The organism is Vibrio sp. Vb1574 (assembly GCF_033338675.1).
This window is the reverse complement of the sequence record NZ_JAWOTC010000005.1, coordinates 182,950-197,327: the sequence shown is the minus strand read 5'-3', so window position 1 is coordinate 197,327 and position 14,378 is coordinate 182,950. Positions and strand designations below refer to the sequence as shown.

Annotated in this window: 11 protein-coding genes; 6 read left to right on the top strand and 5 right to left on the bottom strand. The window is 44.9% G+C overall.

Annotated features, from left to right (window positions below; genetic code table 11):
• Nucleotides 1-13 precede the first annotated feature (13 nt).
• Nucleotides 14-1,249, bottom strand: a complete 1,236-nt coding sequence (locus R7O12_RS06115) for a cysteine desulfurase-like protein (RefSeq protein WP_005377986.1) — start codon at nt 1,247-1,249, stop codon at nt 14-16.
• Complete coding sequence (locus tag R7O12_RS06110; protein WP_193837436.1) at nt 1,233-1,889, bottom strand: 2OG-Fe dioxygenase family protein; 657 nt, start codon at nt 1,887-1,889, stop codon at nt 1,233-1,235. Before R7O12_RS06110 ends, R7O12_RS06115 begins: the two co-directional genes overlap by 17 nt.
• A 359-nt stretch (nt 1,890-2,248) precedes the next feature.
• Between R7O12_RS06110 and trxB the strand changes: the two genes are divergently transcribed.
• The 3 genes from trxB (at nt 2,249) to cydC (ending at nt 6,813) form a co-directional block, all read left to right on the top strand.
• Nucleotides 2,249-3,208, top strand: coding sequence for a thioredoxin-disulfide reductase (gene trxB, locus R7O12_RS06105; RefSeq protein WP_318104687.1), 960 nt, complete (start codon nt 2,249-2,251; stop codon nt 3,206-3,208).
• A 103-nt stretch (nt 3,209-3,311) separates the two neighbouring features.
• On the top strand, nt 3,312-5,099 hold the full coding sequence (gene cydD, locus R7O12_RS06100) for a heme ABC transporter permease/ATP-binding protein CydD (RefSeq protein ID WP_318104684.1): 1,788 nt from the start codon (nt 3,312-3,314) through the stop codon (nt 5,097-5,099).
• Nucleotides 5,092-6,813, top strand: a complete 1,722-nt coding sequence (cydC, locus tag R7O12_RS06095; RefSeq protein WP_285334930.1) for a heme ABC transporter ATP-binding protein/permease CydC — start codon at nt 5,092-5,094, stop codon at nt 6,811-6,813. Before cydD ends, cydC begins: the two co-directional genes overlap by 8 nt.
• Nucleotides 6,814-6,910: 97 nt before the next feature.
• Here the strand turns inward: cydC and R7O12_RS06090 are convergent, their stop codons facing one another.
• The 3 genes from R7O12_RS06090 to R7O12_RS06080 all read right to left on the bottom strand — a co-directional run bounded on the left by R7O12_RS06090 (nt 6,911) and on the right by R7O12_RS06080 (nt 10,833).
• Nucleotides 6,911-8,242, bottom strand: coding sequence for a D-serine ammonia-lyase (locus R7O12_RS06090; protein WP_318125690.1), 1,332 nt, complete (start codon nt 8,240-8,242; stop codon nt 6,911-6,913).
• Between the two features lie 90 nt (nt 8,243-8,332).
• Nucleotides 8,333-9,427, bottom strand: a complete 1,095-nt coding sequence (serC, locus tag R7O12_RS06085; protein ID WP_031781349.1) for a 3-phosphoserine/phosphohydroxythreonine transaminase — start codon at nt 9,425-9,427, stop codon at nt 8,333-8,335.
• Between the two features lie 137 nt (nt 9,428-9,564).
• A complete protein-coding gene (locus tag R7O12_RS06080) occupies nt 9,565-10,833 on the bottom strand; it encodes a DUF945 family protein (protein WP_064368075.1) in 1,269 nt (422 codons plus the stop codon).
• Nucleotides 10,834-11,019: 186 nt separating this feature from the next.
• On the opposite strand from R7O12_RS06080, the gene R7O12_RS06075 reads away from it, so the two are divergent.
• The 3 genes from R7O12_RS06075 to R7O12_RS06065 all read left to right on the top strand — a co-directional run bounded on the left by R7O12_RS06075 (nt 11,020) and on the right by R7O12_RS06065 (nt 14,294).
• The gene (locus tag R7O12_RS06075; RefSeq protein WP_318125689.1) at nt 11,020-12,960 is read left to right on the top strand and encodes an ATP-binding protein; all 1,941 of its coding nucleotides are present in this window, start codon (nt 11,020-11,022) and stop codon (nt 12,958-12,960) included.
• The gene (locus tag R7O12_RS06070) at nt 12,957-13,454 is read left to right on the top strand and encodes a response regulator (protein ID WP_047100727.1); all 498 of its coding nucleotides are present in this window, start codon (nt 12,957-12,959) and stop codon (nt 13,452-13,454) included. The genes R7O12_RS06075 and R7O12_RS06070 overlap by 4 nt, the downstream gene beginning before the upstream one ends.
• Nucleotides 13,455-13,745: 291 nt before the next feature.
• A complete protein-coding gene (locus tag R7O12_RS06065) occupies nt 13,746-14,294 on the top strand; it encodes a hypothetical protein (RefSeq protein WP_005378006.1) in 549 nt (182 codons plus the stop codon).
• The last annotated feature ends 84 nt before the right edge of the window (nt 14,295-14,378 follow it).

The window sequence follows — 14,378 nt, the reverse complement described above, 5'->3', positions numbered from 1 at the left end:
AAGAAATCGTTAGTTATGCGTCAAGGATGCTTTCTAGCACATCGAATAACATATCGACTTCTTCTATTGTGTTGTAATGCATACAACCAATTCGCACTACACCACCCGATTCTTCTAAACCAAGTTGACGAACTAAGCCCAACGCATAAAAGTGACCATTCCATACACAAATGTTATGTTCACCCAGTGTTTTCGCGATGAACTCTGGAGAATATCGGTCAAACGTTAGCGCAAAAGTTGGCGTGCGGAGTTGGCTATCTTCCTTTGCGATACCGAATAGATTGACACCATCTAATGCATTCAAACGCTGCAAGAAACGCTCACTCAAGCGCTGCTCATGTTGTTCATACAGTTGGTAGCTTTGCTCCAACCGTTGGCGAAGAGGTAAACCGACTTCACCAAATTGAGCCAGATACTCAACCGCAGAAACGACACCAGCAAGACCTTCAAAACTTTGCGTTCCTGTTTCAAATCGACCAGGGCCTATATTAGTGGCAGGCTCGACTTTGTAAGGGCGAATACTGTGGAGCCACTGATCGGCTATGTAAGCAATACCAACGTGCGGTCCGAAAAACTTGTAAGCTGAGCAAGCTAAAAAGTCACAACCTAACGCTTGAACATCAACCAAATGATGAGGCGCATAATGGACGGCATCCACATAAACTTGTGCCCCAACATTGTGCGCCATGCTGACTACTTGCTGTACATCCACAATAGAACCCGTCGTGTTCGATGCATAAGTCACAGCGACAAGGCGCGTTTTATCAGAAAGAAGGCGGCTTAAATGCTCCATATCCAGCGTACAATCTTCTTCGTTGATACGAACTTGATGAACCGTAACGCCTTTATCTTCTGCCGCTTGCTGCCAGCTGGATACATTTGAATAGTGATCCAAAGCGGAGACAATGATCTCATCTCCTGCTTGCCAATCTCGACTAATCGCGCGACTAAGCTGAAAGGTTAGTGAGGTCATATTGGCACCGAAGACAATATTGCCAGATGAAGGGGCATTAAGTAGCGCCTGAGCCGACTCACGCGCATTTTGCATTACGTCAACGGTCACTTGGCTAGAAAAATAATGCCCGCCTAAGTTAGCGTTGAAACGACCTAAATACCCAACCATGCTGTCTAGTACTGGTTGAGGCACTTGTGAGCCACCTGGACCATCAAAAAACGTCACGGGCTTGTCGTTGTGGTATTGAGCCAACGCCGGAAATTGCTCTCTGATCTGATTAAGATTGAAGTTCATTACGCTTATCCGTAGCAGTAAGTACAAATACATCCATATGGCCCGCTTCGTCATCAATAACAGAGCGGATTGGGCACGCGTTATGCCACAGCTTGCTATCAGCCAAGATTGCGACCTCTCCGGTTTCTAGCACTTTACGGAAAAATGGGGCTTGGTTATGGCTGCTGTACAGCATGATGTCGCCACCGATGATGTTATGGCGTCCCACACCAACCATTGCAATGTGATCAAAACCGTCTTGGTGCACACCTTCAGGTGCTACTTGGGTTTCTTCTTCCAGTGCCCTGATACGGATTTGGTGAATTTCTATTTCTTGACCGTTTGGCAGATGATTCACATTGACAAACAATTCACACATTTCCCGAAAGCCATCGCTGGTAAGAATATCCTTCTCAATTGGCTCGAATTGTCTTACTACATCACCTTGAAATCGGTTGATATCAGAGGATTGAACAAAGCTATTTTTATTTAAGTCGATGACTTTGCCGTTATCAAAACCAACCACAGAATAACGTCGTAGTCGATACTGACCATCTGCATGTTCGGTACGAGGCAGTTCTTCAAACGATGGGGAAAGCTGCTCAATTGCTGCCATGCTGAGCTGTGTTAAATGTAGAGTATTCTCACGTGAATGTAACATCATTTGCTCCTTTAATGAGGTACATTAATTAACATTTAATTTACACACTAGGTTACGCAAATATTCTGCAATTACCAGCTTTTAACGTTGATAGCTTCAACAAAACGACGAAAACAACACAACAAACCAAGTCAAACCGCAAAAACAGAGCCATGTTTCAGTTTTACGCTTTGACAACATTTGAAACTAGACTTCTCTACTACGAATAGAATTTTATGCTAGAAGTCAACGTTCTCTATCAATATTTAGTGGGTTCTAATCTATAACCAATTATTCGATCACAATCGTTGTTTATGCTTTTAAAGCACTAAGAATTTCCATACAATCGAGGGAAATGTTACGCCCTTTTTGGAGCCATAATGAGCGACGTAAAACACTGTAAATTATTAATTCTTGGTTCTGGTCCTGCAGGATACACAGCTGCCGTCTACGCAGCGCGTGCAAACTTAAACCCTGTGCTTGTGACGGGAATGCAACAAGGTGGTCAGCTAACCACCACAACTGAAGTTGAAAACTGGCCAGGCGATGCTGAGGGACTGACAGGTCCAGCATTGATGGATCGCATGAAAGAACACGCCGAGCGTTTTGAAACTGAAATCGTATTTGATCACATCAATGACGTAGAGCTATCACAACGCCCATTTCGTTTAAAAGGCGACTCAGGTGAGTACACTTGTGATGCCTTAATCATATCTACCGGCGCATCAGCAAAATACCTTGGCCTTGAGTCTGAAGAAGCATTTAAAGGTCGCGGCGTTTCTGCTTGTGCAACCTGTGACGGTTTCTTCTACCGTAATCAGAAAGTTGCAGTTGTGGGCGGTGGTAACACGGCTGTTGAAGAAGCGCTATACCTATCTAACATTGCGTCAGAAGTTCACCTGATCCACCGCCGCGATTCATTCCGCGCAGAGAAGATCCTTGTGAAACGTCTGATGGATAAAGTTGAAAGCGGTAATATCGTTCTTCATACCGATCGCACTCTCGATGAAGTACTGGGCGACGATATGGGCGTAACGGGCGTCCGCATTAAAGACGTGAACAGCGGTGCGACAGAAGATATCGATGTAATGGGTGCATTCATCGCAATTGGCCACCAGCCAAACACACAAATCTTTGAAGGCCAAGTAGACATGAAAGATGGCTACATCATCGTTCAATCAGGTATTGAAGGCAACGCAACACAAACTAGTATCGAAGGTGTATTTGCAGCTGGCGACGTAATGGACCACAACTACCGTCAAGCGATCACCTCTGCAGGTACAGGTTGTATGGCTGCATTAGATGCTGAACGTTTCTTAGACTCACTTGGTGACAAATAACTTTTCACATTTGTGTCATATCCTTAAAGCCCAGCGGTATTCCCGCTGGGTTTTCTTTTGTATACTACCGCCTCATTAAAACAATTATCATTAAGCCTTCACGATGGATAAGAAAAAGCAAAGCAGCTTGAATAAGTGGCTGAAGCAACAAAGTAAGTTAGCCAAGCGCTGGCTTATGATTGCGATAGGCCTAGGCGTACTTTCAAGCGTGTTTTTATTGGCTCAAGCAGCCCTGCTCGCCTCCATTCTGCACCAGTTAATCATTGACCAAGTCGACAAAGCCGACCTCATTTGGCATTTTGTTGGGCTCGGTGGCACGGTTATCGGTCGAGCTGCTTGTACCTGGGGTCGAGAGCTTGCCGGTTACCGTTGCGGGGAGCAAATTCGAGTTTATATTCGCCAACTCATTTTAGATAAAGTTCATAAACTTGGGCCAGCTTACATCAAAGGCAAACCTGCTGGCAGTTGGGCAACGCTCATCTTAGAGCAGGTAGAAGATATGCAAGATTTCTTCTCACGCTACTTGCCTCAAATGTCATTATCGGTACTAGTGCCTTTCATCATTTTGGTTGTCGTATTCCCAGTAAACTGGGCAGCAGGCTTGATCTTCCTGGTCACTGCACCACTAGTGCCTATTTTCATGGCACTGGTTGGGATGAAAGCCGCAGAAGCAAACCGTAAAAACTTTAAAGCAATGCAGCGTTTGTCGGGTCACTTTTATGACCGCTTGCAAGCAATGACGACCATTCGCTTATTCGATAGAACAAAATCTGAAACTGAAACTCTTAAGGGTGCTTCGGAAGTCTTTCGTACTCGTACCATGGACGTTCTGAAAATCGCGTTTCTGTCTTCTGCGGTGTTAGAGTTTTTCACTTCTATTTCTATCGCAATTACCGCTGTCTACTTTGGCTTTAGTTATATCGGGGAGCTCGATTTCGGCTACTACGGCGCAGGTGTTACGCTCTTTGCTGGTTTGTTCATTCTGATTCTTGCTCCAGAGTTTTATCAGCCATTACGTGATTTGGGCACGTTCTATCATGCGAAACAGCAAGCGGTTGGCGCAGCAGAAAGCATTGTCGAGTTTCTGGATTTGGAAGTCGATCAAATCAAAGATGGTACCCAAGCGTTAGATAAAAACAGCCCTATCCATATTGAAGCGGACCAGTTAACCATTTTTAGTCCGGAAGGTAAGCAGCTCGCAGGTCCCCTATCCTTCTCTCTTGAAGCCAACAAAAGTACAGCGTTGGTTGGACCAAGTGGCGCAGGTAAAACAAGTTTAGTAAACACCATCCTCGGTTTCATGCCTTATCAAGGTAGCTTGAAGATTAATGGTTGTGAATTGTCGCAACTGGATCTAGCCACATGGCGAGAGGCAGTAAGCTGGATTGGTCAAAACCCGATGCTATTACACGGTAGCATTCGAGATAACATCACACTAGGTAAGCACAATATTAAGGATGCAGACGTACATTCTGTGTTGAATGACTCTCACGCTGCTGAATTTGTTGAAATGCATGGGTTGGATTATCCGATATCTGATCGTTCTGGTGGTTTATCTGTCGGCCAAGCGCAGCGTTTAGCACTGGCTCGCGCCATGCTACAAAATGGTCGTTTTTGGTTATTAGATGAACCAACCGCAAGCTTAGATGCTCGCAGTGAAAAACTCGTGATGGAAGGCATTAACAAGTATGCGCATGCCACAACGAATTTGATGATTACTCACCAACTTGCGCCTTTACAAAACGTATCGCAAATTCTTGTTATGCAGGACGGCCAGATTGTTCAACGTGGTGATTACGCCACACTGTCGACAGAAGATGGCTTATTTAAAGACATGTTGGAAGCGAACCTCGCACAACGTGAAACAGACAAGGGGAACTTAGATGCGTGATTTACTCCCTTATCTAAAACTCTATAAAAAACACTGGTTTGGTCTTTCGCTAGGTATGCTACTGGCATTTCTGACCTTAGCGGCGTCTATTGGCTTATTAACGCTATCAGGTTGGTTTATTTCAGCCGCAGCGGTGGCAGGCTTGACGGTTGCTCGTGAGACCTTCAACTACATGTTACCAGGTGCCGGGGTACGCGGCGCTGCAATGGCTCGAACCGCAGGTCGATGGGGAGAACGTGTCGTTAGCCACAATGCAACGTTCAAGCTGCTTACCGATCTACGCATCTTCTTCTTTAAGAAACTTGCACCACTGATTCCGGGTCGTGTTTCTACGATGCGTGATGCCGATCTGCTCAACCGCCTAGTAGCGGACGTAGATGCGATGGATCACGTATACCTTCGACTTATCAGCCCTGTCGTGATTGGTATTTTTGGCATATTGAGTTTAACGGCTGTCCTGGCGTTCTTTGATTGGCATCTCGCCCTACTGCTTGGCTCGATTCTTACCGTCATGTTGTTTGTATGGCCAGTGCTGTTCTATAAACTGGGTAAAAATAATGGCGAGAATCTCACTCATCATAAAGCGCAATTGCGAGTGGCGACACTGGACTGGCTTCAAGGCTACAGTGAACTGAGTATCTTTGGAGCAGAAGAACGTTATCGTAATCTCATTCTAGAGAAGCAGAAGCAGTTGCTGTCTAACCAATTTGTGAACGCGAATTTAACGGGCATGGCTTCAGGCCTGCTTATGCTGGTGAACGGCCTTACACTGGTTGTGATGCTTTGGTTTGCTGCAGACGGCGTAGGTGGTCGTGCTCCTGATCCTTGGATTGCGCTGTTTGCGTTTGCAACCATGGCGAGCTTTGAGATTCTGATGCCTATCGCGGGCGCATTCCAGTATCTCGGTCAAACGTTGACCTCTGCTCGTCGTTTAAATGAAGTAATTTTGGCTGAACCTGACGTTGTCTTCCCTGAGCAGTCGAAACATAAAGACACAACGTTAGACATTGAATTCGACAACATAGATTTTACTTACCCTGACGGTCAGCAAAAGGTACTGAAAGACTTGTCACTCTCACTACCGTTGGGCACTAAAACTGCAATTGTAGGTCAAACAGGTTCAGGTAAATCAACACTGATTCAGCTTCTTTGCCGCTACTGGGATGTTAACCAAGGTGAAGTTCGAATCGGTGGTGCAAAACTGCAAGATTGGAGCGAGTCGGACCTGCGAGCAGCAATGACTGTGGTCAGTCAACGCGTAGATGTACTAAACGGGACACTACGTGACAACTTACTCATGGCCGCTCCGGATGCAAGTGATGAGCAACTGTCTACTATTTTACAAAAAGTCGAGCTTGGCGGACTTCTTGAAGAACCGGGGTTAGACGCTTGGTTAGGCGATGGCGGCCGTCAGTTATCTGGTGGTGAGAAACGCCGAATCGGTATTGCTCGAGCATTGCTACGTGATGCCCCAATCCTACTCTTAGATGAACCGACTGAAGGCCTCGATAAGCGTACGGAACAAAAAGTGATGGCGCTTTTCAATGAACACTTTGCTAATAAGACAGTAGTATTCATTACACACCGACTGATAGAGCTAGAAAGTATGGATAGCATCTGTTTGATGGAACAAGGTGAGATCATCGAGCAAGGCGACCATCCAACGCTACTCGCTCAAAAAGGTCGTTACTACCAGCTATTACAATCTCTATAATTCGATTTTCAGTGACGAGAAGGGCTCATCAAACGATGAGCCCTTTTGTTATTCCTGTATTATTAGTTACCTAATTAAGCACGTATACAGTGCTGATTTACCGACCAGATTTTTTGAGATAAGCCGCCATTTCATCTTCCGGAACCATGCCCCCACCTGTTGCCCAAACAAGATGTGTTGCGTTTTTGAGTTTTTCTTCGTCAAATTTCATTCGAGACTGATAAGCATGGTTATTCGAGACGTGCACTGCCCCAATCATACCGGCTAATGCAGAAGGCTCTAGATTAATACCTTCCAGTTCACTTAACTCACCCAAGTGGTGATACATACGAGCGTCATCAATGGTGTAAAAACCATCAAGTAGCCTTTCCATCGCTCTTCCGACAAATCCCGAGGCACGCCCGACTGCCAAGCCATCAGCGGCGGTGATGTTATCGATACCCAAATCTTGTACCGAAATATCGTCATGCAAGCCTGTATGTACGCCCAACAGCATGCACGGGGAGTGCGTTGGCTCCGCGAAAATACAATGGACATGCTCGCCAAACGCTACCTTCAAGCCAAATGCCACGCCACCAGGCCCGCCGCCAACACCACAAGGAAGATAAACAAACAATGGATGATGCTCATCAACCACGATTCCCAAGTCATCAAACTGCTGCTTAAGACGCTCACCCGCAACAGAGTAACCTAGAAACAGCGTCCGTGAGTTTTCATCATCGATAAAGAAACAGTTGGGATCTTTTTCTGCCTCTTTACGACCTTGCTCGACAGCAATACCATAATCTTCTTGGTGCTCTACGACATTAACACCATGTGACCGGAGCTTATTTTTCTTCCATTCCCGCGCATCCGCAGACATGTGGACTGAAACTGAAAAACCCAGCTTCGCACTCATGATGCCGATGGACATACCAAGATTGCCGGTTGAGCCAACCGCAATACTGTACTGCTTAAAAAACTGCCGAAACTCATTGCTGAACAATTTGCTGTAATCATCGCTTTCACAGAGCAAGCCGGCTTCAAACGCCAACTTTTCTGCATGAGTGAGCACTTCATAAATACCACCTCTCGCTTTGATCGAACCAGAAATTGGCAAATGACTGTCTTTTTTGAGCATTAAATGGCCCAATATTGGTGTGTCGTATTGCTGCTCCAAACGCACTTTCATATTGGGAATATCCACCACTGCGGACTCAATAACGCCACGCGACGTTTCCGTTTCGGGAAACGCTTTCATCAAATAAGGCGCAAATCGTGCTAGCCGTTCACTCGCCGCTTGAATATCTTTTTCATCTAACCCGACATGAGGTAAGCCTTCCTCCAAGGAAGTGATATGGGGGTTAAACCAACAAACCTCTTCAAGATCAATAAGTGCTGCCAAGATTGGGAACTGCTTAGTCAGCGCTTCAATATTTGCCTTGGTCATTTTACCTTCCTGGAATGATGTGAGTTGAGATAAACAAAAGCGCCGCAATAGCGACGCTTTGGAGAACAAATATCAGTTATCAGTTTGAGCTTACGCGTAGTTTTTCTCAAACTCTTGCATGAAGTCTACTAACGCTTGAACGCCTTCAAGCGGCATTGCGTTATAAATGGATGCTCGCATACCACCAACTGCTCGGTGACCTTTTAGCGCTTTCAGCCCTTTAGAGTCTGCTAGCTCAAGGAAGGTTGCATCCAGTTCAGGCTTAGCAAGTTGAAATGGCACGTTCATCAAAGAACGGTTTGCTGAGTGCACGCCATTACGGTAGAAATCAGACTGATCGATGTAATCATACAGTAGCGCGGCTTTAGCGCGGTTCACTTGCTCAATCGCTTTTACTCCGCCCTGTGCCTTCAGCCATTTGAAAACAAGACCAGACAGGTACCATGCAAAGGTTGGTGGCGTGTTGAACATTGATTCTTTTTCGGCCAAAACAGTGTAATCCAAAATACTTGGTAGTACCTGCTTCGCCATACCTAATAAATCATCGCGCACGATAGCAATAGCAATGCCGGAAGGACCAATATTTTTCTGAGCGCCCGCGTAAATCACACCGTATTTCGACACATCAATTTCACGAGAAAGAATTGTCGAAGACATGTCAGCAACAATCGGTTTGTCGGTGATAGGAAGATCGTTAATCTCAATACCATCAATGGTCTCATTTGGACAGAAGTGAACGTAAGCCGCTTCTGGAGCAATTTTCCATTCACTTGCAGGTAGAACCGCGACTTTCCCGTTGATTTCTGTTTTTGCATCAAACACGTCTGGTTCGCAGTATTTTTTCGCTTCAGCTACCGCGCTTTCAGCCCAATAACCACCATCGATGTAAGTTGCCGTATCGGCATCACCAAGTAAGTTTAGAGGAACAGCAGCAAACTGAGCACGAGCACCACCTTGGCAGAACAGCACTTTATAGTTGTCCGGAATATTCAGAAGATCACGTAAATCCTGCTCGGCTTCTTCTGCAACTTTGATGAACTCTTTGCTTCGGTGGCTGATTTCCATGACCGAAGTGCCAAGACCTTGCCAATCGATTAGTTCCTTTTGTGCTTGCTGCATAACTGCTTTAGGCAGACCTGCTGGCCCTGCACTGAAGTTAAATACGTTGTCCGTATTTTGTTCCATGATGCTCATTGCTCCTGCTATGTAAATATTAAGAAATTAATATCACGTTTTCTCAGTGATAAAAACAAGAAAAGAGGTCTTACGACCTCTTTTTAAAGACTAAGCGTTGAATTGGAACAAATTCGCAACAACACGAATTACTGTTGTTGCATCAAAGCAGGCATAAGTAGAGCCACCAATGGGAACTCATGCCCATTTTCGAACTTCAATTTGCCTTCACCAATTTCTGCTTTTAATTGATAACCGCCCTCTACTTTTTCGATCAACTCCATAATAAGGAGCTCATCAATCCCTTCTTGAATAAATGGGTAATGCGTTACTAATTCATCAGAGAAGTAAGTGCTAAGTTCACCAGTAGTGGCCGTCACCAACTTCATTGGATCTTGAGTAATATGCTCAGTACCTTCAGGGATGGATAGTTGCCACTCGTTGTGGAACTTGCCGTCACCGAACGCGAGTGAAAGCTCGTTCACGGATAAATCAAAACCTTTGCTAAACAGCGTATCGACATGCGGCAATAAATTCGCAATTTCCTGCTCATCTAGCATAGGAGAGCCTTGATAGATAGACATAATTTGATCAAAAGACTGGCTATCCACATCTGCAATTGAGAAATCCAACTTAAAGTTATCGACATCCGTCCCATCAGTTAAACGTAGTTTCTTAGCATCTAGGTTTAATTGACTGTTCAGCTTATCACCAGACTCACTCATCGTAGTGTTACCACGGTAGCTCGCATTTTCAATCAAAAAGACAGGCGTTAAGTTCGCATCAACCACATCTAGCTTCTCTAGAGAGAAAGATTGCTCGCCTAACCAGTAGCCTTTTGCTTGCTTTCCTTTACCTTGCCCTGTCAATGCATTCAGATGAAGCTCTTCACCGTTTTCAAAATCCACTTGAACAGAAGGAACGGAAACTTGGTAATTGAGATCACCCAATACCGTCACATCACCTGTTACTTTTGCAGGGCTTGTAGAAACAGAAACGCCTTGCGCTTCGTTACGATAATGCCAACTGTCTAGGTCGAGGATAAATGCTGTATTGCCATTTAGTTGAGTCTGGCTATGCATCGTGAGAGGCAAAAAGTCATTGTCCACCAATTTTGAATCTGCTGTTAGGCTTGTTAGACCGTGGCTAACATCACTGGTTACGTCAAACGTCGTTGGCATACCATCACGCTCTAACTGCGTTTTAAGCTCAGGATCAACAACTGAATAACGAGTCAGCACGACTGAAGACAAATAGCCACGCTGATACTCGACCACTTCGCCTTTAATCATTTCATCATTCATATTGGTAATACCATCTTCAATGATGGACTGACCAATTTGTCCGACAGCCAATGGCCAACACAGTGCTAATGAGATAGCACCACCAATGGCGCCGATTTTTTTAAGATTTTGCATAACGTCACTTATTAGATATTTTCGGTCAGTCTACCCCAAACCACCTGCGGAGAAAACATTGAGACAAATCAGACTATTGATGCTTATTCTAGTCCATTAATCAGGAATCATACTTGGCTCCCACTCATCATGTCCTTTTATTGTTAAAGTTTGCGTGGCGAAGTTTTAACCGGAGCTAAAACATCTGTGAATCGTTATGCTGTGTTGTGTCTCGACAACAACCCAATCAGTGCTGAACAGTTTCGATTGGAGCTGTCTGCCTTCTCAAGTAAGTTTGATATTTTTTCTGTCGAATCGATAGAAGAGGCTCAAAGCGCTTTAGAGTATCTAGAAGAAAGAGAACAGACTGTTGCTTTAGTTATAGCGAGCCATCACGCTCATTTTAACGGCGTGGATTTTCTTATTGGTTTAGACCGGATGCCACATACCGAGCAAGCAAGAAAAATTCTTATTAGCTGCTCGTCTGATATAGAGGCAATTCTCACTGCCGTTAATGAGGGCAGGCTCGACCACTGCCTCACTAAACCTTTGCCAGATCACGTCTTATTTAACACAGTGCAAAAAGAGCTGACCCAATTTATCTTGCGAAATGGCAAAGAAGACCTGCTAAGTTACAGTCAGATATTGGATCATCACAGCTTGTTGCGAGCGCACATCAATAACCAGATGAGCCATTATCAAGCCGGATTCTTACACGACTACCACTCGATGTCTGATGCCGAGTTAGCCGAGCAAGTGATCTCCGCTCTCCAGCAATTTTTCAAAGATAATGACGAAACAAGAGCTTGCCGTACATACTCACCTGAACACTTATTAACCGTGGAAGGCGAGCCAAATTGCTTTTTGTGGTTTATCACCGAAGGTGAAGTGGCTCTGTACAAGCGCGATGAGCAAGGCATGCAGCGAGAGGTTGTACGCCATAACAAAGGGAATATTGTCGGAGGCATGTCGTTTGTTACTGGGGAATGTTCTTTCTCGACAGCTCTAACACTAACCAAAACAGAAGTTATCAAACTCGATCGCAACGTATTCAATAAAGTGATGCAAAGCGACTCAAACTTACTGCCTCTTTTTACAAACTTGCTTTTACGCCACTTCAACCGCCGATTGCAAAGAAGCATCAACACCAAACTGCAACTTCAAAAAACGCTCGAATCTTTAGAATCAGCCCACCAGCAGCTCATTGAAAGAGAAAAAATGGCGATGCTTGGTCAATTGGTTGCTGGAGTGGCCCACGAACTAAACAATCCAGTAGCCGCGATATTAAGGGGCGTAGAGAATTTAACGCATACACTAGAACGATTACTTAACGATGCGCCCAGTTCCGATATACAAAGCAAAGGCATTGAATTACTGAGCAAAGCGCAAACCTCAAAACCCGCTTCAACCGCCGAGCTCAGATCACGCGTAAAAGCGCTTAGCCATATACTTCCAGACAGAGCATTAGCAAAGAAAGTGGTGAGCCTTGGTTTAGAATCCGATCACGAGCTACTTACCCAACTAACGAGAAAGCAGCAAGCGTCTTATCATGCCCTCAATACACTTGAGCAATACCACAAAGCAGGTTCTACACTTCGCTCAATTAATGTCTGTGCAGCACGAATTGCTGATATGGTAAAAAGCCTGAAAGGATATGCTCGGTCAGATGATGAGACCCTGCACTATGCCGATATTCATGAGGGCATTGAAGACACCTTGGTGATTTTCGAGAACAAATTAAAAATGCACCAAGTTTCAACCGACTATGCAAACTTGCCTTCCATCCTTTGTCAACCGATCGCACTCCAACAGGTGTGGACGAACTTGGTCTCTAACGCCATTGACGCATTTCCAGAGAAAGGTGTGTTAAACATACAAACACGCCTTGTAGAAAAAGAGCACACACATTATGCCGTTATCTCATTTGAAGATAATGGATGTGGCATTCCTGAATCGCAAAGAGACGCCATTTTCGAGCTGAACTTCACCACAAAAAAAGAAGGTAATTTTGGCTTAGGTATCGGGCTGTCCATCTGCCAGCAAATCGTAACAGCACACAGAGGGTGGATTGACGTCGAATCAGAGATCGGCCAGTTCACACGAATGACCGTCTGGTTACCAGTCATCGAAGAAGGAGATGAAACATGACCAAGTATTTAATTTTATGTGTCGATGACGAACGAGAAGTCTTGGATAGCGTGCTCCAGGATCTCGCTCCCTTTGAGGAACATTTTATTGTCGAGGGAGCGGAATCAGTCACTGAAGCAAGGCAAGTGATCGAGGAAATGGCGGAAGAAGAAGTTCAGCTTGCGCTCATTTTATGTGACCACATTATGCCGGAACAAACTGGGATCAGCTTCTTAATCGAACTCAGTCAAAATGGTGACACAAAAGCAGCGCGCAAAGTTTTACTCACAGGACAAGCCGGTTTGGAAGACACCGTAGAAGCCGTAAATAACGCGAGTCTCGATTATTACATTGCCAAACCTTGGAAAGGCGAAGCATTGAGAAAGGCAATCGTGTCTCAGCTTACCGCGTTTGTGATTGAGAATGATGATAACCTGCTATCCTGGACTCAAACCCTTGATTCTGAGGCAATCCTCAACGCCATGGCAGAAAGAAGAGCAAGCTTTGGCGAGTAATAAAGTGTTTGGTTCTAACTTGAACTCAACGATGCTCATTGCACCACCTAACCTCGCATAGTCGAACGAGGTTAGAAAAACATCGTTACTTGTCCGAGTGAAATTCTCGGACACTACGTATATGGCGTAGTTTTTGCTTAAACCAAGGAACTATTAAGTTAATTGACAAAACATCGACACATTTTTGTTGGTCGTCGACCTTCCTTTTTATTATGATGTCGGACAAATCAGATTACGGTTCAAGTGGTTGCTTGAATCCATGGAAATAATGAACAAGGTTTATCGTTAGTTATGCGTAAAACACTATTAGCCGCTGCCTTACTAGTGGCATCAAGCCATGCCCTAGCTGCAAACGATCGCAATGCGCCAGCAACTATGAGCAACTTTAGCTACGACTATTTCGAAGCACGTATTGGCGCAAGTCCTGTGACATTTGGTGCTGGATTCAGCAAATCAATTCACCCGAACGCGCATGTGATTGCTCGTATTGACTCTGAGTTTGAAAGTGATTTTGACTCAGCTGCAGGCTTTGGCTTCCATTCTCCGCTAAACAACTGGGCAGATCTTACTGGTGAAATGCTAATGCGCGTTGTGCAACCTTCGAATGAGAGCAGCACAGATGTTGGTATGGAGCTTAACTTAGGTGTTCGTCAATGGTTGGGCCCTCAATTAGAAGTAGGCGGCAAAGTCGGCTACGTTTCTATCGATAACGATGACGATTGGACTGGCTCTGCCTACGCTCGATTCCACTCAACAGAGCTTTTCTCTTTGGGTGCTGAAGCACGTATCAACGATTTTTACGGTGATCAGGTAATGTTCACTACGCGTTTTAAGTTTTAAGATTTGTGCTGTAAGAAAAGAGCAAATTAAAAAAACAAAAACCGAGGTCTCTGCCTCGGTTTTTTTGTCTAATTTAATGACTAA